Raw genomic sequence first — 22,322 nt, 5'->3', positions numbered from 1 at the left:
CTGGAGTCGCACCCAGCCGGCCCGTTCGCCGCGGCCTAGGAGTTGAGAATCGCGTCGAGAGCCGCGGCGTCGTCCGCGGACAGCTCCCACGCACCCGCCGCGGCGTTGGCCTGAACCTGCTCGGCGCTGGTCGCGCCGGCGATCACGCTGGCCACGGCCGGACGGGCGGCGAGCCCGGCGATCGCGACGTCGAGCAGGCTGTGGCCACGCTCGGCGCCGAACGACGACAGCGCCTCGATCTTGTCCCAGTCGGCGGCGTCGAGGAAACGCTGGTAGCGGTCCTGGGCGAGGCGGGTGCCGGCGGCCGGCTTCTCGCCGCGCCGATATTTGCCGGAGAGCAGGCCGGAGTCGAGCGGGAAGAACGGCAGCAGTCCGAGACCGAAGTGCTCGCAGGCCGGAACGACCTCGGACTCGACGTGGCGCTGAAGCAGGCTGTAGCGGTTCTGCGCGCTGATGAACGGGGTGAGCCCGGCCGCGCGGGCGGTCCAGTCGGCGTCGGCGATCTGATATCCGGCGAAGTTGGAGTTGCCCAGATAGCGCACCTTGCCCGAGCGGACCAGGTCGTCGAGGGCGGAGAGGGTCTCCTCGATCGGGGTCCGCGGATCGGGCTCGTGGATCTGGTAGAGGTCGATGTAGTCGGTCTCGAGCCGGCGCAGCGAGGCCTCGACGGCGCGCACGATGTAGCGGCGGGAGCCGCGGGCGCCGAAGTCGTTGCCGTTGAGGCCCTCCATGGTCATGCCGAACTTGGTGGCCAGCACGACCTCGTCCCGGCGGCCCTTGAGCGCGGCGCCCAGGCACTCCTCGGAGGCGCCGTGCGGGGTGCCGTAGATGTCGGCGGTGTCGAACAGCGTGATGCCGGCGTCGAAAGCGGCGTCGACGACCTCGCGGGTGCCGTCGGCGTCCAGCTTGCGGCCGAAGTTGTTGCAGCCGATGCCGACGACGGAGACGACCAGGCCCGAGGTGCCCAGCCGGCGGTAGCTCATCTCACTCATGAGCACGACCCTATGCCCGTTCGTACCGTCGTTTGCCCGGGACAGGGTTATATCGCCGTCGATCTATTGACACGTGTTGTTAACAAATCCGACGCTCGGGTGAGAGCGCTCTCCCCCATTTTTTGGAGGTTCCCCCGTGCGCAAGTTTCTGGGTCTCCTGGCCGCTGCGGTCCTGGCCGCGCCCTTAGTGTCTCCACCGGCGGCGTCGGCCGTCGGCCCCGCGGTGCTGCCGGTCACCGTCACCAACAACACCGGCCGCGGCGACGCCGTCTACCTCTACGTGATCGGCGTGCAGCTCTCCTCCGGCCGCCTCGGCTACGTGAACCAGGCCGGCACCTTCACGGCGTGGAGTGGCGGGGCGCTGCCGCCCGTGGCCGCGCCGGACGTGGCCATCTCCGGCGCCGGCAACGGCGGCAGCTCGACCATCAACTTCCCGCGCGGATTCTCCGGCCGGGTCTACTTCTCGCTCGGTGCCAAGCTGAAGTTCTTCCTCACGCCCGACGGGCTCGTGCAGCCGGCACCCTGGGCGGGCGGCGACGCCAACCGGGACATCCTCTTCGACTGGAGCGAATTCACCTACAACGACGCCGGGCTGTGGCTCAACAGCTCACAGGTCGACATGTTCGCCGTGCCGCACGCCGTCACGGTCGCCGGCGCCTCCGGGGCCACCAAGCGGACCGGCGATCTCGTGGCGAACGGCCGCGACGCCGTCATCAACACCATCCGCGGCACCTCGGGGTGGGCCAACACGGTCTACACCCGCTCCGACGGAACCGTGCTGCGGGTGCTCGCGCCCGGCAAAGCGGCCGGAGCGGGCCTGATGAGCGCCAACTACCTCGACTCGTACATCGCCTCGGCCTGGAACGCCTACGCCTCCAAGACCCTGACCGTGGTGCCGTTCGGCGACCAGCCCAACACGCGGTACTTCGGGCGCACCTCGGGCAACACCATGGTCTTCACGAACTCGTCGGGCGCGCAGGTGGCGTCGTTCAACCGGCCCTCGTCGGCCAGCGTCTGGGGTTGCGACGGTGACCTGCCGGCGCCGAACGACCAGGTCGTGGGCCCGATCTCGCGGACGCTCTGCGCGGCCCTGAACCGGGGCACGCTCGGCACCATCGACACCCAGCCGAGCACGAACGCCGCCGACTTCTACCGCAACAACCCGACGAACGTCTACGCCAAGGTGATCCACGCGAACATGGCCGACGGCAAGGCGTACGCGTTCGCCTTCGACGACGTCGGCGCCTTCGAGTCGCTGGTGCACGACGGCGATCCGCGGTCGGCCGGCCTCATCCTCACGCCGTTCAGCGGTGGCGGCACCACTCCCCCGCCCTCAGGCAGCGGCGTTCCGCTCATCAGCGCGCTGAACAACAAGTGCATCGACGTGCCCAGTTCGAACTTCGTCGACAGCGCGCCGCTTCAGATGTGGGGCTGCAACAACACGAACGCCCAGAAGTGGACCTTCACCGGCGGCACCCTGAAGAGCCAGAACAACAAGTGCATGGATGTGGCGGCGGCGGGCACGGCCAACGGCACACCCATTCAGCTGTACGCCTGCAACGGCACCGGAGCGCAGCAGTTCGTCCTCTCGGCCGCCGGCGACCTGGTCAATCCCCAGGCCAACCGGTGCGTCGACATCAAGGAGGTCAACCCGGCCGACGGCGCCCGGCTCCACCTGTGGGACTGCGTCGGCGCGGCCAACCAGAAGTGGCGGACCTCCTAGGGGCGCGTTCTACGGACGCCAGAGGCCGAGCTGACGGGACAGCGCCACCAATTCGCCGGTGCTATCCCAGAGGTAGGCGTCTTCTTCGACGAGGCCCGGCGCGATGTGCCGGGCCTCGATCCGTGCCTGGATCCAGCCCGGCGCCGGCTGCTTGCGGACGTGCACGGTGAGCTCGAGGGTCGGAGCGGTCACCGGCCCGACGAGCTCGCCCAGCGCGGGCGGGAAGGCATCGACGAAGAACGGCAGCGCGGCCAGGTCGGGCTCGCGGCCGTCGGCGAAGCGGATCCAGCCGTCGATGCGCGCCTCGCCCGGGCCTTCGCCGCCCACCCAGCGCGACACCGGTAGCACCCGGTAGTCGAAACGCTCGGCGATGGTCGCGCCGATCGCCTCGGCCAGCTCGGAGTGGGTCGACCGGCACTCCTCGGGCGACGGGATCGCCGGTGCGGAGATCGGGTGCTGGACCGGAGCGTCCTGCAGGGCTGGGTCGCCGTAGGTGGCGACGACCCGCACCCGCTCCTTGCCGTCCTGGTTCAGGGCCACCGCGACCGTGCTGGTCAGGCGGCCCCGCTTGACCAGCTCGACGGCGAGGTCGGCCGGGCCGTCCTGGCCCGGCCGCACGTAGTGGGCGGTCGCCGTGATGAGCCGCTGCTCGGGCACGACCTGCCCGGCCGCGGCCAGCGCCACGGCGAACAGATAGCCCCCGTTGGGCACGCCGCTCGCGATCGACCAGTCGTCGGTCAGTGTCGCCGACCACCGCCCGTCGCTCCCGCTCACCGCGGTGTCAACGTCGAACTGGTAGCCCATGCGATCTCCCTCGACAACGACCTTGATCGGGGACTTTAACCAACTGTCAGATCGTGGTGATGATCCGCCGGCGCCGGAAGAGGTACGCCGCCGCGCCGCCCGCGAGCAGCAGCAGGGCACCGCCCAGCGCGACCCAGCCCGCCGGGGCGCCGGTGACCGGGAGGCCGGGCTCGTCCTCGTCGCCGCCGCCCTGGCCACCGCCGGTGAGCTTCAGCGTGAGGGCCGCCTTGTCGTTCTTGGCGTTGCCGTCCTGCTGGCCGCCGTCGACCGTGACCGAGCCGGCCGTGACCTTCTCCTCGGTGATGGTGCCGGTGAAGGTGAACAGGGCTTCCTCGCCCTTGGCCAGTCCGTCACCGGGCAGGCAGGTGTAGACGCGGCCGTTGATGTTGCTGTCCTTGTCGATGCCGTCGAAGTCCGCGGGCGCCCCGCGACCGGGCACGCAGGCGTCGTCGACCTCGGTCAGCTTCAGGCCGGTCGGCACGGTGACGTGCACGGCGTGGTACCACTCGAAGGTGGTGGGCACGATGCGGGTCGGTCCGAGGTTGCGGACGCCGACCTCGACGGTCGCCTCGTCGCCGATCGCACCGGTGAAGGCGCCGCCGACGGCGGCGCTGTCGGCCGCCGACTTGCCGGCCTCGACGCCGAAGTAGGCGACGTTGTCGTCCTCGTTGAGGTCGTCCGGCACCTGGCTGTCGTCGGGGATCTCGACGGCCGCCTTGCGCTGCGCCTCGAGCTTCAGCACCGGGCCGGTCCGGGCGGCGAGGGCGTCGGCCACCGAGTCCTTCACGCCGATGGCCGAGACCGCGGCGCTGTAGGTGTAGGGGCCGCCGGCGTCCGCCCGCAGCTTGACCTTCACCGGGGTGGCGGCCGGCAGCGTGAACGTCGTGTCCGGGGCGAACTCCTGCTGGAAGAAGCAGAGGACGCCGGGGATCTTCTCGCCCTCGACCTCGGTGAGGCAATTGCTGTACTTGGTGAGCACCTCGAGGCCGTCCTCGGCGACCACGGCCAGGCCGATGGAGTCGACGGTCTCGCTGCCGCTGTTGCGCACGACGACCGGCACGTCGGCCGACTGGCCACGATTGATCTTCAGGTCGTCGATCGGGTCGACCTCGAGGTCGACGCCGCCGGTGGAGCGCACGACGGTGACGTCGGTGCTGTATCCCTCGACCGTCGCCGTGAAGTGCGAGACGAGCTTGTCGCCGGTCGGCTTCAGCGTGATGGCGAGGTTGGCCCGCTTGCCGGCCTTGAGGTCGACCTTGCAGCTGGTGGCGTCGCAGCCGGCCGGAAGCGTCAGGCCGAGGCTCGGGTCGACGTCGCTGAACGTCATGACGACGCCCTTGGCGTCGCCCTGGCCGGCGTTGAACAGCTCGGCGTTGAAGGTCTTGGTCTTGCCCTGGATCACCGACACCTGCTCGGGCAGGTAGAAGTCGACGAACGGCTCTCCGTCAGACGGCGCGGCCTGAGCCGGCGCGGCGAGCCCCCCGAGGGCCACAGCGGCGAGAGCAGCGGGGATGGCGAAAGAGCGGAGGCGCATTGATCACCGGTTCCTGGGAGTCAGCTGTGCTTCCTATGAGCCAACTGAGAGTCCGGGGAGCGTAGAGCCTCCGCTTGCCGTAGATCAAACTTCGGCGAATACCGGGCCATCGGCCGGAAGCGGTGGCACTTCGCCCCGAGCGGCGGCACGACGGGCGAACTCACGCATTCCGGCGATCTGGCGCTCACCGAGCGAAAAGTCGAGCACCCGGAAATACGTCGCCAGGGTCTCGGCGTCGAACGGCTCCCACCGGGCGGCCGCAGCCGCCACCTCGTCGAGCTCCCCGAGGCACAGGTCGCGCGAGCGCTGGAACGCCTCGTGCACGTCCTTGACCACGCCCGGGTGGGCCGCGGCGAAGTCTTTGCGAACCGCCCAGACCGCGAACACCATGGGCAGGCCGGTCCACTTCTTCCACGCCTCGCCGAGATCGGTGACCTCGAGGCCGAGACGCGGCCCCTCGTACATCGCCCGCAGCGCCGGGTCGCCGATCAGCACGCCGGCGTCGGCCTCGATGAGCATCTGGGTGAGCTCGGGCGGGCACCGGAAATATTCGGGCTCGGCACCGTATTGCTCGGCAAGCAACATCTGCGCGAGCAGCACCCCGGTGCGCGAGGTCGAGCCGAGCGCCACCGGCCGCCCGTCGAGCTCGGCCAGCGGCCGGGTGGAGATCAGGTTGACCGAGAGCACCGGCCCGTCGCTGCCGACCGCGAGGTTAGGCAGGAGCACCAGCTCGTCGGCGTGACGCAGATATTCGACCAGGGTGATCGGCCCGATGTCGAGATCGCCGGCGACCAGGCTGGCGCTGAGCCGCTCCGGCGTGTCCTTGCGCAGATCGACGTCGAGCAGAGCGCCCGACCGCATCAGCCCCCAGTAGATGGGCAGGCAGTTGAGGAACTGGATGTGCCCGACCCGGGGCCGACCGGCGCTGTCGCTCATGCCCCGACGCTATCTCTCACCAAGTGGGAACCGCCCGCGGCCGGTCGTGATGGTGGTTCACGTCGCACGACCGGCAGGGCGGCCAGCGCGGCGAGCAGCCCGGCCACCCCGGTCGAGGCGACCAGCACCCGCAGATCGGCCAGCCCGACCAGCGGACCCGCCACGAACAGGCCGATCATGCCGGCGCCCTGGATCGGCGCGTTCATCGCGGCGAACGCCCGCCCCCGCGCGGCCGGCGGCGTCCGGCTCGTGACGAACACCATCAGGAAGACGTTCACCGCCCCGTTGAAAGCGCCGCCGACGATCCAGAGCGGGACGAGCCACAGCGCCCCGGGCACGAAGGCCGCCCCGACGAAGGGCACGCAGGTCGCGGCGGCGACGGTCAGCATGGCCGCCGGCGTGATGCGACCCGGCGGGAAGCGGCTGAACACCACCGAGCCGACGAGCATCCCGACCGTCCAGGAGGCGGCGACGAAGCCGTAGACGGTGGTGGAGGCGCCGAGCGTCTCGCGGACGAAGAAGACGTCGAAGACGTTTATCGCGCTGATCCCGAGCACGACCGCCGCGAGCAGGCCCACGACCATGGCCAGACTCCGGTCGTCGCGCAGCCGCCACGGCGTCAGCGGCGCCGCGGACCGCACGCCACCGCCCCGCCGCCGGGTGCGGATGGCCAGGGCGGCCACGACCAGCGCGAGATAAGTCGCCGCGTCGATCAACAACGGCACGCGTGAGCCGGTCTGCCCGACCAGGACGCCGGCCAGGGCCGGCCCGATGAGCACGCCGATCTGGCCCGCGGTCTGGCTGATGCCGCTCGCCTTGGCCAGATCTTCCCGCCGGACCATCTCCGGCAGAAGGGCCGACAGCACGGGCGCGGTGAAGGCGAACCCACAGGCGAGAAGCGCCACCAGCGCCACGATCAGCACCGGATGGGTCATGAAGGCCAGAACCACACAGACGACGGCCTGCGCGGCCGCGGTGACGGCCAGGATCACCCGGCTGTCGGCCACGTCGGCCAGGCGGCCGCTGAGCGGGGCGAGCAGCACCGGGGGCACGCCGGCGGCCAGCATCAGCGCGGAGACCGCCACGCCGCCATGGCCCGCCTGCTGCAACACGAGGGCCAGGGTGGTGGCGGCCAGGAAGTCTCCACAGCCCGACAGCGCTCGCGAGCCCACGACCAGATAGACGTCGGACCAGCGCGAGGACTGAGATGTGAAAGACATACTTCGAAAATAGTCCTTCACACTTCTTGATCGCTACCCCTCGGCCTCCGTGGGAAATGCGAAGTAGTTGAAGTGCACACGCCGGGCCTCCGGGGGCGGGGCCTGGCGATCACGGACCCGATAGGGCTCCACGAGAGCGTTGACCCGGGCCGTGAGCTCCTTCAGCTCATCGGCCGTGACCAGCATCTCGAGGCTGGTCATGCCGCCCGCGTCGCGCCAGGGCTCCGGCTCGCCCGGCTGCCGCTCCACCCACTCGCGGGCCCGCCGCACGTCGCGCTCGAGGAAGGCGTCGACCAGGGCCAGGGCCGCCGAGATCGCGGCCGGGTCGGCGCCCTCGGTCTCGATGCGCAGCCCGGTGCTGGTGCTGCGCCACACCCGCTCGCGGCCGTCCCCGCGGCTCGGGGCCTGCTCGACCAGCTTGTACTTGGCCAGCTCGCGGAGGTGATAGCTGGTGGCGCTGGGCGAGAGGCCGACCAGGTCGGCGCACTCGGTCGCGGTGATCGCGCTGCCGGTGTTGTTCAAGTACTCCATGATCTCGATGCGCGCCGGATGGGCCAGCGCCCTCATGACCTGGGGTTCGGAGATCCGCCTGCTCTGCCCGTCCGTCATGGCCACCATTATTCGGTGGAGCGGCCGAGCGGTTGCGCGTAGCGTGGAGGGCCGCTCGACGGCCGTGGTGAGCATGCACCGCAGCGGACGTCCCCCCGCGCCGGCGTCAGCACAAAAGCCGGATACGCGAGCAGCCAGGAAACACCTGCCTGAGGATGAAGCGTGCCCGCATTCGACCTGGACACCGAGTTAGCAGCCGAGAGACACCACCTGAGCGAGTCGCGCGCCGCGCTCGGCCGGATGCGAGGGCGCGCCGAGGCGCTCTTCTCGACCGGCGACAAGGTGGCCGGCGACGCCTACACCGCCGAGCAGCTCGGCCGGCACATGGCCCGCCGGGTCAAGGAGCTCGCCGACGACCCCACCACGCCGCTGTTCTTCGGCCGGCTCGACATCGACGAGTCGGCCTATCACGTGGGCCGGCGGCACGTCACCGACGACGCCGGCGAGCCGATGGTGCTCGACTGGCGCGCCCCGCTGTCCCGCTCTTTCTACCGGGCCAGCGTGCGCGATCCGCAGGGCGTCCGGGTCCGCCGCCGGTTCGGTTTCGTGAAAGGCGAGCTCACCAGCTTCGAGGACGAGCATCTCGACCGCGGCGAGGAGCTGGGAACGAAAAGCCGGATCCTGACCGCCGAGATCGAGCGCCCCCGCGTCGGGCCGATGCGCGACATCGTGGCCACCATCCAGCCCGAGCAGGACGAGCTGGTCCGGGCCGAGCTGACCGACTCGATCTGCGTGCAGGGCGCGCCCGGCACCGGAAAGACGGCGGTCGGCCTGCACCGGGCCGCCTTCCTTCTTTATCTGCACCGCGAGCGGCTGCGGCGCTCGGGCGTGCTGATCGTCGGGCCGAACACGGCCTTCCTGTCGTACATCTCGGCCGTCCTGCCCGCCCTGGGCGAGGTGGAGGTCCACCAGTCCACGGTGGACGAGCTGGTCGGGCGGGTGCCGGTGCGCGCGGTCGACGGCCCGGCGGCGGCGCTGGTCAAGAACGACGTCCGGATGGCCGAGGTGCTGCGCCGGACGCTGTGGACCCGGCTGACCAAGCCGACCGATCCGATCATGGTGTCGGACGGCTCGTACCGCTGGCGGATCGACGCCGAGCCGCTGCGCCGGATCGTCGACGAGGCCCGGCGCGAGGGGCTTCCGTACGCGGTGGGCCGGGAGAGGGTCCGGGCCCGGGTCGTCGGCCTGCTCCAGCGACAGTCGGAATATCGCACCGGCAACTCGCCGACCGAGGGCTGGCTGCGCCGGATGAGCAAGGTCGCCCCGGTCACCGAGTTCCTCGAGAAGGCCTGGCCCGCCGTGACCCCCGAGTCGCTGGTGGCCGAGGTGCTCACCGACCCGTTCGTGGCCGGCGACCTGCTCACCGCCGAGGAGCAGGAGGCGATCCGGTGGCCGAAACCGCCCCGCACGGTGAAGGCCGCGAAGTTCACGGCGGCCGACCTCGTGCTGATCGACGAGGCGGCCGGGCTGCTGGAGCGCGCGGGCAGCTTCGGTCACGTGGTCATCGACGAGGCGCAGGACCTCTCACCCATGCAGGCGCGGGCGATCGCCCGGCGCAGCGAGCACGGCTCGATCACGGTGCTCGGCGACCTGGCGCAGGGCACCGCGCCGTGGGCCGCCGCCGAGTGGCAGGAGACGCTGACGCACCTGGGCAAGCCGGAAGCAGCCGTCGTTCCGCTGACCGTCGGCTTCCGGGTGCCGGCCGTGGTGGTCGAGCTGGCCAACCGCCTGCTGCCGGCCCTGGGGGTGAACGTGCCCGAGGCGGTCTCGCTGCGCCGCGACGGCGACCTGGTCATCGTGCCGGTCGCCGAGCCGTCCGATCTGGACGCCGAGACGCTGGCCGAGGTGACGGCGGCGCTCACCCAGGAGGGCTCGGTCGCGGTGATCGCGGCCGACACCGCTGTGGACCGGCTGCGCGGTCATCTCACGGCCGCGGGGATCGAGCACGCGACGCCCGACGACGTCGACTCCGAGGCGCGGGTCACGGTGGTGCCGGCCACGGTCGTCAAGGGCTTGGAGTACGACCATGTGGTCGTTCACGAGCCGGCCGACATCGTCGCGGCCGAGCCGAAGGGCCTCAACCGGCTCTACGTCGTGCTGACCCGGGCCGTGTCCCGCTTGTCGGTTGTGCACGCAAAAGCGCTGCCAGATCCGCTGTGATTCAGCCAAAACATTGACACTTAAGGCTCTGTTTAGATACGCGGTGTGATGATGCCGCGATGACCTCATCGACGCCCGGGACGCCCAGCTGGGTCGACCTCGGAACCGCCGATCTGGCCGACGCGGAGAGGTTCTACACCGAGTTGTTCGGGTGGACGTCGGAGGTCTCGGGCGAATACATCACCTTCTGCCGTAACGGGCGGCCGGTGGCCGGCGCCGGCCCGCTCTACGGCGTGGGGCAGCCGACGGCCTGGAGCACCTACATCGGCACCGACGACGCCGACGCGGTCTCGGCCCGGGTGGCGGCCGGCGGCGGCAAGGTGCTGGTGCCCCCGTTCGACGTGGCCGACCAGGGACGGATGGCGGCCTTCCTCGATCCGGGCGGGGCGCCGTTCAGCGTCTGGCAGCCGTGGGCGATGCGGGGCGCCGAGCTGTTCGACGTGCCCGGCGCGCTCACCTGGAACGAGCTGAACACCCGCGACCTGGACGGGTCGATGGCGTTCTACCAGTCCGTGTTCGGCTGGCAGTTCCGCAACAGCCGGATGGACGGGGTGCCGTACATCGTGGCCAAGGTCCGCGAGACGCCGGTCTGCGGCATCCAGCCCATGGTGCCCGAGCTCTGGCCCGACGACATGGGACCGCACTGGATGGTCTACTTCGCGGTCCACGACTGCGACACCGCCGCCGAGCACACGCTGGCGCTCGGCGGCCGGGTCCTGCACAGCCCGAGAAGCCTTTCGATCGGCCGGTACGCCGTGCTCAGCGACCCGCAGGGCGGAATGTTCGCGGTCCTCGCGGGCAATCGTTAGCCGGCTATCGGCGCACCGGCACGACCAGCGGGCCGTGCTCGCCCTCGATGACCCGGACCCGGACCCGGTAGTGCTCGGCCAGGTTCGCCTCGGTCAGCACGTCGCGCGCCGTGCCCGCCGCCACCACCCGGCCCGCGGCCAGCAGGACCATCCGGTCGGCGTACTCGCCGGCGGTGGTGAGGTCGTGCATGGTGGCCAGCACGGTGAGGGCACGCTCGGCCCGCAGCCGGTCGACCAGCTCGAGCACCTCCTGCTGATGGCCGATGTCGAGCGCGCTCGTCGGCTCGTCCAGCAGCAGGATCCCGGCTCCCTGGGCCAGCGCCCGGGCCAGGAAGGCCCGCTGCCGCTCCCCGCCGGACAGGGTGTCGAGCCGCCGGTCGGCGAACCGGGTGAGGTCGAGTTCCTCCAGCACCTGCTCGACCACGGCCAGGTCGTTAGCCGACTCACGACCCAGGGGCCGGACATAGGGGGTACGCCCGAGCAGCACGTAGTCGAAGACGCGCATGCCGGGCGGAACCACCGGGGACTGCGCGACGGTGGCGATCGTCTTCGCCCGCTCGCGCCGGTGCAGCCGGTCGATCGGGCTGCCGTCGAGCTCGACCGTCCCCTCGAACGGCAGCAGCCCGCCGATCGCGCGCAGCGCCGTCGACTTGCCGGCGCCGTTCGGCCCGATCACCGTGACCCACTCGCCGCGCTCGACGTCGAGGTCGACACCGAGCACGATCGGCGTCCCGTCGAGGCTCACCCGCAGGCCCTCGACGCGGATCGCGGTCACGCGGCGGCCGCCTGCCGGCTGGTGCGCAGCACGACGATGAAGAAGGGCGCCCCGAAGAAGGCCGTGACCACCCCGATCGGGATCTCGGCCTGGCCGCCAGCCGTGCGGGCCAGCAGGTCGGCCAGGGCCAGGAAGGCCCCGCCGAACAGCACCGACAGCGGCAGGATGGACCGGTAGCTCGGCCCGGCCAGCAGCCGCATCGTGTGCGGGACGATGATGCCGACGAAACCGATCAGGCCGGAGACCGAGACCGCGGCCGCGGTGCCGAGCGAGGCGGCGATGATCAACAGGTAGCGGGAGCGCTGCGGATGCAGGCCGAGCGCGCTCGCCTCCTCGTCACCGACGGTCAGCACGTCGAGCTCACGCCGCTGCGACAGGACGATCACGCCGGTCACCACCGCGTAGGGAAGCATCACCAGCACGTCGTGCCAGCCGGCGGTGGCGAGGCGGCCGAGCAGCCACGAGTAGACCTCGCGCAGCGTGTCGACGTGCTGCTGCATGAGATAGGTCTGCCCGGCGGCGAGGAACGACGACACCGCCACCCCGGACAGGATCAAGGTGGACGGGGTGCGGTCGCGCCCGCCGGCCGCGCCCAGCAGCCAGGTCAGGGCCACGGCCAGCAGGGCGCCCACGAAGGCGGCCACCGGCACCCCGAACGGCAGGTTGGCGGTGGCGTCGCCGCCCGTGGTGCCGGCCCGCAGCGAGATCACGGCGGTGACGCCGAGACCGGCGCCGGCCGCCACGCCGAGCAGGTGCGGATCGGCCAGCGGGTTGCGGAACACACCCTGATAGGCGGCGCCGGCCAGCGCGAGCATCGCGCCCACGAGGAGGCCGAGCACGACCCGGGGCAACCGCAACTCGGTCAGGATGGCGACCTCGCGCTCGGAGAGGCCGCTGTGAAGGCGTACACCGGGAATGAGGTTGAGAAGTTCCAGGGCCACGCCGGCCGGCGGGAGCGGGACCGACCCGAAGGCCAGCCCCGCGATCAGCGCGACCAGCACGGCGACCACGCCGCCGACGAGCCAGGCTGGCCGCAGACCGGCCGGCCGGACCCGAACCGTCACGCGGGGACCTTGGCCACCGCGTCGGCGACGGAGCGCACGAGGTCGACGGTGCGGGGGCCCCAGCGCGAGGCGATGTCGTCGTCGAGCGCGTAGATCTGACCGGTCTTGACCGCGGTGATCGTGCTCCAGCCCGTACGCTTCGTGACCGTCGCCGCCGACTGCTGGCAGCACTTGCTGTCGGCCAGGAAGATCGTGTCCGGATTGGACTTGACGATCGCCTCCTGCGAAAGCTGCGGATATCCGCCCTTGGACCCGTCGGCGTCGGCCGGGTCGGCGATGTTCGTCATGCCGAACAGCGAGAAAACCTCACCGATGAAGGTCGTGGACGTGACGGTGAAGAAGGTCGGGTCGAGCTCGTAGTAGTAGCTCAGCGGGGTCGTCCTCTTCGGCACGCCGGCGACGATCGTCTCGATGTCTTTCGCCATCTGCGACGTCACCGTGCCGGCCTCGGAGCTGTGGCCGGTCAGCGTGCCCAGCTGCTCGATCTGCTGATAGGTCTCGTCGAGGGTCTTCGCGGCCGGCGTCCGGAAGACCGGGATCTTCAGCTTCTCCAGCTGCGACACGATCTTGTCGATGTCATCGGAGAGGACGACCAGGTCGGGGTCCTTGGCGGCGATGGCCTCGGCGTTCGGCTTGAAACCGGAAAGATCGGTCTTAGGAGCGTTCGCCGGGTACGTCGACTGGTCGTCGACCGCGGTGACCTGGGGCCCGGCGCCGATGGCGAACAGCATCTCGGTGGCCGTCGGCGTCAGCGAGACGATCTTCTCGGGGCGCGCGTCCAGCGTCAGGTCGCCGACGGTCACCGGATAGGAGGCGGCGGCGCTGGGCGCCGTGGTCGTCGTCGACGAGGTGTCGCCGTCGTCGCCACAGCCACCGGCGAGCAGCAGGGCGGCCGCCGCCAGGGCGGCCGTGAGCATTCGTTTCATGGGTCCTCCAGTCGGGCCGGGTTGTCGAGCCTCCCCGCCCCTTCCGGCCGGCTCCTACTTGTCGGCGTCGGCCGCTTTCGCGTCGACTGTCGTGGTGGCCTCGGCCCTCGGCGCGGCGTCGGCCGCCGTCGCGTCGGCTGTCGTGACGGCCTCGGTCTTCGTGACGGCCTCGGTCTTCGGGGCGGCCTCGGTCGTCAGGGCGGCCTCGGTCTTCGGGGCGGCCTCGGTCTTCGGGGCGGCGCGGTCGCCGGCCGCGGCCGCGTCCTCGTCGCCGGCCAGTGCGGCGCGCAACCGCTGCTTCTCGGCCGTGCGCCGGGAGGCCACGCCGACGAGCTGCTCGTTCATCTGGTTGCGCCAGGAGGCGAGCAGGAAGTACGACGCGACGGCCGAGACCACCAGGGCGACCATGGCCCGGACCAGGAAGTTGAGCGGGACCGGCAGGAGCGCCGCGAAGACGACCACGAACAGTCCGAGGCGGCCCAGCGAGTACTTGACGGCGGGGTTCATCGTTTCTCCCTAGCCCATGCGGTGGTCGAGCCACCGCAGGCCGTAGAACCAGATCAGGCAGTAGACAACCGTGGCGCCGAGCGCGCCGAGCAGCCCGCTCACCAGCGTCGGGAAGGCGAACTGGGACGACGCGAAGCCGGCCAGGGTCATTCCGGCGGCGACGCCGAAGCCGATGGCCAGCAGCGCGACCACGACCCGGGGCGCGCCGAAGCCCTCGGCCCGGAACTCCTCGACGAACAGCCACACCGGAAGGATCACCGCGAGCCAGCCGCTGGTGTTGCCGAACTCGGAGACGTGCGTCAGCGACAGCACGGCCTCGAGCAGCAGCAGGACGACGGCGCCGGTCACCAGCCCGGCCATCGCGGTGCCGATGAGGTCACCGATCGTGGCCAGGCGTCCGCTGGCGTCGCGGCGCGGGCGGCGCGCACTCTGGGTATCCGACATGACAACAAGCAGGGTACGCGCCTGCTAAGCCCACACCTTCTGCGGCTCCGCGCGGCGGCTCGCGAGCGAGGGCGCCTTGTCGTACTCGTGGACGACCTCATAACGCGTGTTGCGCTCGACCGGCTGGAAACCCGCGTCCCAGATCAGGTTGAGCAGGTCGTCGCGGTGCATGGTGTGCGGCGTCCCGTACGAGTCGGCGTCATGGGTGATCTTGTATTCGACCACCGAACCGTCCAGATCGTCCGCTCCGAAGTTGAGCGAGAGCTGGGCCACCGACAGACCGTGCATGACCCAGAAGCACTTCACATGCGGCACGTTGTCGAACATCAGCCGGGAGACCGCGAACGTCTTGAGCGACTCGGCCGGCGCGGCCATCGTGGTCCGCTCCTGGATGCGGTTGCGGATCTTGCCGTCCTGGGAGTCGACGAAGTCGTGCTGGTAGCGCAGCGGGATGAAGACGGCGAAGCCACCGGTCTCGTCCTGGAGCTCACGCAGGCGCATCACGTGGTCGACGCGATGACGTGGTTCCTCGATGTGGCCGTACAGCATGGTGGCCGGGGTCTTCATGCCTTTCTCATGGGCGAGCCGGTGGATGCGCGACCAGTCCTCCCAGTGGGTGTCGTGGTCGACGATGTGCTGCCGGACCTCCCAGTCGAAGATCTCGGCGCCGCCGCCGGTCAGCGACTCGAGCCCGGCGTCCATCAGCTCGTCGAGGATCTCGCTCGCGGGCAGGCCGCTGATCTTCTCGAACCACTGCACCTCGGTGGCGGTGAAGCACTTGAGCTTCACGTTGGGCAGCGCGGCCTTCAGCTCGCGCAGCACCTTGGGGTAGTAACGCCAGGGCAGGCTGGGGTGCAGGCCGTTGACGATGTGCAGCTCGGTCAGCTGCTCGTCCTCCATCTCCTTGGCCTTGGCCACGGCCTCGTCGATGCGCATCGTGTACGCGTCCTTCTCGCCCGGCTTGCGCTGGAAGGAGCAGTACGCACAGCTGGCCGAGCAGACGTTGGTCAGGTTCAGATGGCGGTTGACGTTGAACATCACACGGTCGCCGTTGAGCTCGGTGCGCTTGTGGTGGGCGAGGCGGCCGAGCCAGGCGAGGTCGTCGCTCTCGTAAAGGGCCACGCCGTCGGACCGGCTGAGCCTCTCACCTGCGTAGACCTTGGCCTCGAGCTCCCGCTTCAAGCCGGCATCCATGTGCGCCCCTCTCACTTGCCTCGGCGTCGAGAGTACGGCTCGCCCCCGACAGGAATCTCCAGGCGGGGTGTTGATCATGTCGCCGTAACCCAGATTCCCAGTCTTCTTTCATCTCGGATCAATCGACAGGAATGCGAGACGTGAGGTATTCAATTAGGGGGGAACGACGAGCGGCGCTCCGGCGCCGCGGTGGACGGGGAGCACATGGCGACTGCACGACTCGGTTCTCGGCGATCGCGCCCGTGGTGGCGCCCCGTCGTGTACTCCGCCGTGGCCGCCGTCGTCGCGACCTTCCTGACGCCGCTGCTCACGCCGACCGCCGCCTTCGCCGACCCGGCCGCGGCCCCGCCCGGCGCCCCTCTCACGGTCCCGCAGGACAACCTCAGCATGGCCGTGCCCGACATCGGCTCCCGCCCGATGGCCCTGGGCACCCTGGCCCTCCCGGGGCAGAAGGTCACCGCCCTCCCCGTCGCCACGCCCACGCCGACCAGCCCCGCGCTGCAGGCGATCGAAAAGGGCCGCACCGAGATCTCCAGCCTCGGCGACCAGCTCATCCAGATCGGGCAGGACCGCGACGGGGCGCGCGACCAGCAGGCCGCCGCCCAGGTGAGATACACCCAGGCCGAGGAATCGCTCCGCCAGGCGCAGACCGCCGCCTCCGACGCCGCCGCCCAGGCCGTGCGCGAGGCCGCCGCCATGCCGCCCGGCATGCTCGACTCCGGACTCAGCGGCCTCGGCGATCTGGCCCGGCTCCAGCGCGGCCAGGTCGACACCCAGCAGGCCATCACCCGCCAGATCGAGCAGGCGCAGATCAACGCCCAGATCGCGCTCGACGAGCAGACGCTGAGCGCGCAGCGCTACGCCGATCTGGCCGCGAAATACGACGCCCTCAACAAGCAGCTCACCGCCAAGCAGACGGCGCAGCAGGCCCTGGAGCTCACCCACCAGGACGAGCTGAACGCCTTCGAGGCCACCGAGACGGCGCAGGACAGCCAGCTCGGCGCGTCCTACCTGGCCGGCGAGGAAGCGGGCCGCGGCGCCGACGCCCGGGCCATCCAGGCGCTCGAGTTCGCGCTCGCCCAGCGCGGCGACCCGTACGTCTGGTCCGAGGAGGGCCCGGATCAGTACGACTGCTCCGGCCTGATGTACGCGGCGTACCGCTCGGTCGGCTTCCAGCTGACCCGCGTCTCCCGCGACCAGTACTGGCAGACCCGCAACAAGGTGGTCGACCGCTACTCCCTGCTCCCCGGCGACCTTCTGTTCTTCAGCTCGTCGAGCAGCTGGCGCGGCATCCACCACGTGGCGATGTACGCGGGCAACGGCATGATGGTCGAGGCTCCGCGCACCGGCTTGAACGTGCGGCTCACGCCCGTGCGCTGGACGAGGCTGTTCCAGGCGACGCGGGTCTTCGGCTCGGTCGAGGGCATCGTGCAGGGCCCCAACCTGGGTGCGCCCGACCCCGACCCGACCGACGGCGGCACCACGCCGACCACCCCGGGCACGCCGGGCACGCCGTCCAACCCCGGCACGCCGTCGAACCCCGGCACGGGCACGCCGTCCAACCCGGGCACCGGCACGCCGGGCACCCCCGGATCGCCGAGCAACCCCGGCACGCCGACGAAACCGACCACGCCGACGGCGCCCACGAAACCGACCACACCGACGACGCCGAGCAAGCCGCCGATCACGACGCCGAGCAAGCCGCCGACGACCACGTCCCCGCCGCCGGACACCGAGGAGCCGTCGACCGAGCCGACGACGCCTCCGCCGCCGACCACGAACCCGCCGGACGACGAGCCCTCGACGGAGCCGACGACCGAGCAGCCGTCGGGCGGCGGTTCCAGCTCGAGCGGCGACACCGAGACGACGACCCCGTCGGGCGGCGGCTCATCGGCCACCTCGTCGGCCACGTCGTCATCCTCGGCCACCTCGTCGTCGTCGGCCACGTCGTCGTCGAGCGCCTCCAGCAGCGCGAGCAGCTCGGAGAAGGCGGCCGAGCCGTCCGCTTCCGGCTCGTAAACGCCTGTCGTCCTCTTCGGTATCGGGGTCTGATCAAGAGTTGCCCCCAGGGGCGGCGAAAACCGCCTTTCCGGTGGTCAGGGCCGGTCCGGGGGCATGGTCCGGTTGATGCCAGGTGCGATGACGCGCGCGGATATGGCACGGTTATGGTCAGCGCCCGACGTTCCCCAACCGTCGGCACGCGGCGTCGGGAGGTTCCATGGACGAGCGGCAGGCGACACCGGACAGCAACGGCACAAAGCCGCCCGCTGACCCGACGCCGTCGAGCAGCGACGACTGGTTCTCACCGCCGCCACCACCGGCCGAGGGCGCGCTGTGGGCCACTCCCGGCAGCACTCTTCAGAGCGAAGCCACCCCCAGCAGCACCCCGGCGAGCGGCAGCGGCCCCACAAACGCTCCGGCAAGCGGCAGCGCTTCCGCCAGCGCCCCGGTAAGCGGCAGTGCTCCAGCCAGCGCCCCAGTTAGTGGCAGTGCTCCAGTGAGCGGGAATGCTCCGGCCAGCGCCCCGGTGAGCGGCAACGCTCCGGCCAGCGCCCCAGTTAGCGGCAGTGCTCCGGTGAGCGGGAGTGCTCCGGCCAGCGCCCCGGTGAGCGGCGCCGCGAGCGGCCGCGCCTCGGTCTCAGGGTCGATCCCGGCCCCTGCCAAGATCTCCGCGTCGGCCCCGGTCTCGGCCGCCCCCGTTTCGGCAGCGCCGGCCTCGTTCTCCGCCTCCGCGCCCGTGTCGGCTGCGCCCACCTCGGCCTCCGCACCCGCGTCCGCAGGCTCCAGCCCCACGCCGACGGCCCGGACCGCCGCCTCCGCCTCCGCGCCTGTTTCCGCGACGCCCGCTTCGTCCTCCGCGCCAACATCTGCGGCGCCCGCCTCGGTGTCGGCATCAGCCCCGGTATCCGCGGCGCCCGCCTCTACGCCGGCCGCCGCAGCCTCGGCCTCCGCGGCGCCCGCTACGGCATCGGCATCCGCGCCTGTGTCCGCGGCGCCTGCCTTCACCTCCACACCGGCCGCCCCGGTCTCGGGATCTGCGCCAGTGTCCGCGGCGCCCTCTTCGGCCTCCGTTTCTGAATCTGCTGATCCCGACAAAGCCGACGAAGGCCAGCAGGAAGAGGCGCCGGAGCCGGCCAGGTCGGCCCTTGTGCCTGAGCGGGTCGATGGGTCGAGTCGTCAGCTCTCGCCCACGCTGGGATCGGGTGCGGCCCGAGCCACCGTGCCCGGGGCCGTGGCCCCGGACGCCGGCGAGGTGGCCCGCGCGCTGACCCGGCCGACGGGTGAGTCGAAGCTGTACGGAGCGAAAAGCGCCAAACTGGTCACTCCCCCCGGCACGCCGGAGACCCCGATCGAGACCGCCCCGGCCGCGCCCGTCGTGGGCACCGCCACTCCCAAGGTGACCTCGATCAGTGAGCCGCAGCCGGCCGACCCGCCGCAGCCGGGTGACCCCGCGCCGGAAGAGCCGGAGCCCGCCGAGCCCGAGCCCGGTGAGCCCACTCCCGACCCGGACAAGCCCGAGCCGAGCCCCTCTCCGACGCCGCCGGTTCCGGCCCCGCCGGTTCCCACGCCTCCGCAGAAGCCGGAACCCACCCGCCCCCAGCCCGGCCGCCCGGAGCCGATCGAGCCGCCGGACCCGTTCCCGGCCCCGCCCGAGCCCGGCCCCTTCCCCGGACCACCGCCCGGCCCGTTCCCGACGCCCACCCCCACGCCCAGCCCCACCCCAGCGCCTCCGACCCCGGCCCCGACGCCGCCCGGCCCGGTGCCACCGAGCCCGACGCCCGGCCCGAACCCGACGCCCGGCCCGGTGCCGCCGAGCCCGAGCCCGACGCCGCCCGGCCCGGTGCCGCCCGAGCCCGGGCCCTCGCCGGTTCCGCCGGGTCCTGGGCCGTCGCCTGTGCCGCCCGGCCCTGGTCCCTTCCCCGTGCCTCCGGGTCCGGGGCCCAGCCCTGTACCGCCGGGGCCCGGCCCCAGCCCGGTTCCGGGGCCGCCTCCGCCGATCGTGCCGCCGCCGCCTATGATCCCGTCCAACGGCGCCGGTCTACCGGCGTACTCAATGCCCCCGGAAGCGAGCGCACGCAGCGTGACCACCCCCTTCGGGGTCGGCGAGCCGGCCCCGTCCGCCCGGCCGTTCGGGCCGACTTCCTCTCAGCCGACCGGAGTTCCCGCCGGCACCGTCTTCGGGTCGCCGGCCACCACCGCCTTCGAGGCGCACGGTGACGACATCGACTCGACCATGGCCGTTCCTCAGCAGCGGCTGCACGGCACGCTCTACGGCACCGGCGGATACGAGACGATCGACACAACGATGCCCGTGTCGATGAACGCGGTCGAGAACTCCGGTTCTCTGACCGGCCACATCCTGGCTCAGGGCTGGCACGACGAGGTCGTCGACCGTCGTCGCGGCAACCTCAAGGTGGCAGTGGCCATGCTGATCGTGCTAGGCCTGTTGGTGGCCGTCAGTGTCGTCTTCCTGCTCACCGCGGGCAGTTCGTTCAGCGACATGATCGGCAAGATGTTCGAGTAACGCACTGACCGTTATCCGACTTTTTTGGCGGTGAACCTCGCCTGACCCTAAGCTGGCGAGGTTGCGCCCGGGGGTGAGCCTGCCCACTACAGGCGTGGAATGCGGTCGGCGCGGAAAACGTTGAGCCGTACACTTATGACAGTTATTGACGCGGCGTGCCCTTGCGGAGCACGCCACGGGCGTTCTTGCGGGCATTTCAGCGGTCGGCTCACGGCAGCCGCGGCGGGCCATTCGCGAGCATGCGCCCCCGTAGAGAGGTTCTCTTGACCACTTTCGCTGATCCCAGCACGTTCCCGTCCGTCTTCGAAAACTCCACCGAGACCGCCGATGAGACCGCGGTCACCGAGACGCCCGTCACCGACGCCCCCGTCGTTGAGCCCGAGGCGACCGACACCACAGCCGGCGAGGCAACCGAAACCGCGGCCGTCGAGGCAATCGAAACCGCGGCCGTCGAGACCACCGAACCGGCGCCGGTGAAGACCTTCGCCGAGCTCGGCCTCCCCGCCGAGCTGGTCCGCGTCCTCAACCGCGAGGGCATCACGCAGCCGTTCGAGATCCAGGCCGCGACCATGCCCGACGCTCTCGCCGGCCGTGACGTCCTCGGCCGCGGCCAGACCGGCTCCGGCAAGACGCTGGCGTTCGGCCTGCCGCTGCTGGCCCGGGTCGCCCAGGGCGGCCGCGCCCGCCCCCACCACCCCAAGGCGCTGATCCTGGTGCCCACGCGTGAGCTGGCCATGCAGGTCGCCGACGCGCTCATGCCGCTCGGCCGGTCGGTCGGCGTTTTCCTCAAGACCGCTGTCGGCGGCGTGCCGTACGACCGTCAGATGGACGCGCTGCGCCGCGGCGTCGAGGTCATGGTCGCCACCCCGGGCCGCCTCGGCGACCTGATCGAGCGGGGCGCCTGCAAGCTCGACGACATCGAGATCACGGTGCTCGACGAGGCCGACCAGATGGCCGACATGGGCTTCCTGCCCGAGGTCACCGAGCTGCTGGCCAAGACGCCGGAGAACGCGCAGCGCCTGCTCTTCTCGGCCACTCTCGACGGTGACGTCGAGTCGCTGGTCAAGCGGTTCATGCACGACCCGGTCACGCACTCCACGGCTCCGGCCGAGGCCAGCGTGTCCACGATGGACCACTTCCTGCTGCTGATCCCGCCGCACGACAAGTTCCCGATCGCGGCCTCGATCGCCAACCGTGAGGGCAAGACGATCGTCTTCGCCCGCACGCAGATGGGCGTCGACCGTCTGGTCGAGCAGCTTCGCGCGGTCGGTGTCCGGGCCGGCGGCCTGCACGGCGGCAAGACCCAGCGCGTACGGACCCGCACGCTCGCCGAGTTCAAGGAGGGCCGCACCAGCGTCCTCGTGGCGACGGACGTGGCCGCCCGCGGCATCCACGTCGACGGCATCTCGCTGGTCGTGCACGTCGACCCGCCGAAGGACCCGAAGGACTACCTGCACCGCGCCGGCCGTACGGCCCGGGCCGGTGAGTCGGGCGCCGTGGTGACGCTGGTGCTGCCCAAGCAGCGCCGCAGCACCCAGGCGATGATGTCGAAGGCCGGAGTCAACCCCGGTGAGGTCCGGGTACGCCTCGGCGACGAGAAGCTGGTGGAGATCACCGGCGCTCGTGAGCCCAGTGGTGTTCCCGTGGTCGACGAGCCGGAGCCCCGCCGCGAGCGTGGCGGTTCGCGTGGCCGCTTCGGCGGTGGCGACCGTGGTGACCGCCGCGGTTTCGGTGACCGCCCCCGCGGTGACCGTCCGCAGCGCTCGTACGGTGACCGTCCGCAGCGCTCCTACGACGACCGCACGGGCGGTGACCGTTCCTACGGTGACCGGCCCACGTACGGCGACCGTCCTTCGTACGGTGACCGTCCGCAGCGTTCGTACGGCGACCGTCCGGCCGGCGACCGTGGCGGCTACGGCGACCGTCCCGCGGGCGACCGTGGTGGCTACGGCCGCAACGCGGAGCGCACCGGCGGCTTCCGCGGCAGCAACCAGCGCAACGACCGCCGTGAGGGCGGCTCGGCGGGCCGCTACGGCAGCCCGCGCCCGGCGCGCACCTACTGATCCACAGTTCCACCCGGAAGCCCGGCACGAGCGATCG

General features: G+C 71.3%; 20 protein-coding genes. 6 read left to right on the top strand and 14 right to left on the bottom strand.

Going from position 1 to position 22,322, the window contains the following annotated elements; all coding sequences use genetic code 11:
- Window positions 1–35: 35 nt before the first annotated feature.
- Window positions 36–992 carry an aldo/keto reductase gene (locus ACQP2X_RS01265; RefSeq protein WP_498693782.1) on the bottom strand — a complete coding sequence of 319 codons (957 nt, stop codon included), beginning with the start codon at window positions 990–992 and terminating at the stop codon, window positions 36–38.
- Between the two features lie 136 nt (window positions 993–1,128).
- On the opposite strand from ACQP2X_RS01265, the gene ACQP2X_RS01260 reads away from it, so the two are divergent.
- Window positions 1,129–2,715, top strand: coding sequence for a beta-1,3-glucanase family protein (locus ACQP2X_RS01260; protein WP_498693780.1), 1,587 nt, complete (start codon window positions 1,129–1,131; stop codon window positions 2,713–2,715).
- Between the two features lie 9 nt (window positions 2,716–2,724).
- On the opposite strand, the gene ACQP2X_RS01255 is transcribed toward ACQP2X_RS01260, so the two are convergent.
- From ACQP2X_RS01255 to ACQP2X_RS01235, 5 genes are all read right to left on the bottom strand, one after another.
- Window positions 2,725–3,519, bottom strand: a complete 795-nt coding sequence (locus tag ACQP2X_RS01255) for a thioesterase family protein (RefSeq protein ID WP_498693778.1) — start codon at window positions 3,517–3,519, stop codon at window positions 2,725–2,727.
- A gap of 46 nt (window positions 3,520–3,565) precedes the next feature.
- Window positions 3,566–5,053: a COG1470 family protein gene (locus tag ACQP2X_RS01250; RefSeq protein WP_498693777.1), complete on the bottom strand. Its 1,488-nt coding sequence runs from the start codon at window positions 5,051–5,053 to the stop codon at window positions 3,566–3,568.
- Between the two features lie 84 nt (window positions 5,054–5,137).
- Window positions 5,138–5,989 carry a menaquinone biosynthetic enzyme MqnA/MqnD family protein gene (locus ACQP2X_RS01245; protein WP_498693776.1) on the bottom strand — a complete coding sequence of 284 codons (852 nt, stop codon included), beginning with the start codon at window positions 5,987–5,989 and terminating at the stop codon, window positions 5,138–5,140.
- Complete coding sequence (locus ACQP2X_RS01240) at window positions 5,986–7,209, bottom strand: MFS transporter (protein WP_498693775.1); 1,224 nt, start codon at window positions 7,207–7,209, stop codon at window positions 5,986–5,988. The genes ACQP2X_RS01245 and ACQP2X_RS01240 overlap by 4 nt, the downstream gene beginning before the upstream one ends.
- A gap of 33 nt (window positions 7,210–7,242) precedes the next feature.
- Complete coding sequence (locus tag ACQP2X_RS01235) at window positions 7,243–7,818, bottom strand: ArsR/SmtB family transcription factor (RefSeq protein WP_498693774.1); 576 nt, start codon at window positions 7,816–7,818, stop codon at window positions 7,243–7,245.
- Between the two features lie 162 nt (window positions 7,819–7,980).
- On the opposite strand from ACQP2X_RS01235, the gene ACQP2X_RS01230 reads away from it, so the two are divergent.
- Both ACQP2X_RS01230 and ACQP2X_RS01225 read left to right on the top strand, forming a co-directional pair.
- The gene (locus ACQP2X_RS01230) at window positions 7,981–9,978 is read left to right on the top strand and encodes a HelD family protein (protein ID WP_498693772.1); all 1,998 of its coding nucleotides are present in this window, start codon (window positions 7,981–7,983) and stop codon (window positions 9,976–9,978) included.
- Window positions 9,979–10,037: 59 nt separating this feature from the next.
- Window positions 10,038–10,787, top strand: a complete 750-nt coding sequence (locus ACQP2X_RS01225) for a VOC family protein (RefSeq protein WP_498693771.1) — start codon at window positions 10,038–10,040, stop codon at window positions 10,785–10,787.
- Between the two features lie 4 nt (window positions 10,788–10,791).
- Here the strand turns inward: ACQP2X_RS01225 and ACQP2X_RS01220 are convergent, their stop codons facing one another.
- The 6 genes from ACQP2X_RS01220 to mqnE are packed head-to-tail and all read right to left on the bottom strand — an operon-like array spanning window position 10,792 to window position 15,697.
- Complete coding sequence (locus ACQP2X_RS01220) at window positions 10,792–11,562, bottom strand: ABC transporter ATP-binding protein (protein ID WP_498693770.1); 771 nt, start codon at window positions 11,560–11,562, stop codon at window positions 10,792–10,794.
- A complete protein-coding gene (locus ACQP2X_RS01215; protein WP_498693768.1) occupies window positions 11,559–12,626 on the bottom strand; it encodes a FecCD family ABC transporter permease in 1,068 nt (355 codons plus the stop codon). Before ACQP2X_RS01215 ends, ACQP2X_RS01220 begins: the two co-directional genes overlap by 4 nt.
- Window positions 12,623–13,552 (bottom strand): ABC transporter substrate-binding protein, encoded by a 930-nt coding sequence (locus ACQP2X_RS01210; protein ID WP_498693766.1) that lies wholly within the window; start codon window positions 13,550–13,552, stop codon window positions 12,623–12,625. The genes ACQP2X_RS01215 and ACQP2X_RS01210 overlap by 4 nt, the downstream gene beginning before the upstream one ends.
- Before the next feature lie 54 nt (window positions 13,553–13,606).
- Window positions 13,607–14,059 (bottom strand): DUF4229 domain-containing protein, encoded by a 453-nt coding sequence (locus tag ACQP2X_RS01205; RefSeq protein ID WP_498693765.1) that lies wholly within the window; start codon window positions 14,057–14,059, stop codon window positions 13,607–13,609.
- Window positions 14,060–14,068: 9 nt separating this feature from the next.
- Window positions 14,069–14,503 (bottom strand): hypothetical protein, encoded by a 435-nt coding sequence (locus ACQP2X_RS01200; RefSeq protein ID WP_498693763.1) that lies wholly within the window; start codon window positions 14,501–14,503, stop codon window positions 14,069–14,071.
- Between the two features lie 24 nt (window positions 14,504–14,527).
- Window positions 14,528–15,697 (bottom strand): aminofutalosine synthase MqnE, encoded by a 1,170-nt coding sequence (gene mqnE / locus ACQP2X_RS01195; protein WP_498693761.1) that lies wholly within the window; start codon window positions 15,695–15,697, stop codon window positions 14,528–14,530.
- A 258-nt stretch (window positions 15,698–15,955) separates the two neighbouring features.
- Between mqnE and ACQP2X_RS01190 the strand changes: the two genes are divergently transcribed.
- Window positions 15,956–17,716, top strand: a complete 1,761-nt coding sequence (locus ACQP2X_RS01190) for a C40 family peptidase (protein WP_498693760.1) — start codon at window positions 15,956–15,958, stop codon at window positions 17,714–17,716.
- A gap of 339 nt (window positions 17,717–18,055) precedes the next feature.
- On the opposite strand, the gene ACQP2X_RS01185 is transcribed toward ACQP2X_RS01190, so the two are convergent.
- Both ACQP2X_RS01185 and ACQP2X_RS01180 read right to left on the bottom strand, forming a co-directional pair.
- The gene (locus ACQP2X_RS01185) at window positions 18,056–18,709 is read right to left on the bottom strand and encodes a hypothetical protein (RefSeq protein ID WP_498693758.1); all 654 of its coding nucleotides are present in this window, start codon (window positions 18,707–18,709) and stop codon (window positions 18,056–18,058) included.
- Between the two features lie 165 nt (window positions 18,710–18,874).
- On the bottom strand, window positions 18,875–19,726 hold the full coding sequence (locus tag ACQP2X_RS01180; protein WP_498693756.1) for a hypothetical protein: 852 nt from the start codon (window positions 19,724–19,726) through the stop codon (window positions 18,875–18,877).
- A gap of 52 nt (window positions 19,727–19,778) precedes the next feature.
- On the opposite strand from ACQP2X_RS01180, the gene ACQP2X_RS01175 reads away from it, so the two are divergent.
- Both ACQP2X_RS01175 and ACQP2X_RS01170 read left to right on the top strand, forming a co-directional pair.
- Entirely contained in the window at window positions 19,779–20,222 is a 444-nt protein-coding gene (locus tag ACQP2X_RS01175) for a hypothetical protein (RefSeq protein WP_498693755.1), read from the top strand.
- A 263-nt stretch (window positions 20,223–20,485) separates the two neighbouring features.
- Window positions 20,486–22,285: a DEAD/DEAH box helicase gene (locus tag ACQP2X_RS01170; protein WP_498693754.1), complete on the top strand. Its 1,800-nt coding sequence runs from the start codon at window positions 20,486–20,488 to the stop codon at window positions 22,283–22,285.
- Window positions 22,286–22,322: the final 37 nt, after the last annotated feature.

The organism is Actinoplanes sp. CA-131856 (assembly GCF_050956135.1).
Classification (GTDB): Bacteria; Actinomycetota; Actinomycetes; order Mycobacteriales; family Micromonosporaceae; genus Actinoplanes.
The sequence above is the reverse complement of the archived record's forward strand: the minus strand, read 5'-3'. Positions and strand labels throughout refer to the sequence as shown.

Excerpts from the sequence above, each read along its gene's own strand:
- ACQP2X_RS01205 (WP_498693765.1), bottom strand. The coding sequence starts at position 14,059 with ATGAACCCCGCCGTCAAGTACTCGCTGGGCCGCCTCGGACTGTTCGTG.
- ACQP2X_RS01240 (WP_498693775.1), bottom strand. The coding sequence starts at position 7,209 with ATGTCTTTCACATCTCAGTCCTCGCGCTGGTCCGACGTCTATCTGGTC.
- ACQP2X_RS01235 (WP_498693774.1), bottom strand. The coding sequence starts at position 7,818 with ATGACGGACGGGCAGAGCAGGCGGATCTCCGAACCCCAGGTCATGAGG.
- ACQP2X_RS01210 (WP_498693766.1), bottom strand. The coding sequence starts at position 13,552 with ATGAAACGAATGCTCACGGCCGCCCTGGCGGCGGCCGCCCTGCTGCTC.
- ACQP2X_RS01225 (WP_498693771.1), top strand. The coding sequence starts at position 10,038 with ATGACCTCATCGACGCCCGGGACGCCCAGCTGGGTCGACCTCGGAACC.
- ACQP2X_RS01265 (WP_498693782.1), bottom strand. The coding sequence starts at position 992 with ATGAGTGAGATGAGCTACCGCCGGCTGGGCACCTCGGGCCTGGTCGTC.
- ACQP2X_RS01250 (WP_498693777.1), bottom strand. The coding sequence starts at position 5,053 with ATGCGCCTCCGCTCTTTCGCCATCCCCGCTGCTCTCGCCGCTGTGGCC.
- ACQP2X_RS01255 (WP_498693778.1), bottom strand. The coding sequence starts at position 3,519 with ATGGGCTACCAGTTCGACGTTGACACCGCGGTGAGCGGGAGCGACGGG.
- mqnE (WP_498693761.1), bottom strand. The coding sequence starts at position 15,697 with ATGGATGCCGGCTTGAAGCGGGAGCTCGAGGCCAAGGTCTACGCAGGT.
- ACQP2X_RS01245 (WP_498693776.1), bottom strand. The coding sequence starts at position 5,989 with ATGAGCGACAGCGCCGGTCGGCCCCGGGTCGGGCACATCCAGTTCCTC.
- ACQP2X_RS01200 (WP_498693763.1), bottom strand. The coding sequence starts at position 14,503 with ATGTCGGATACCCAGAGTGCGCGCCGCCCGCGCCGCGACGCCAGCGGA.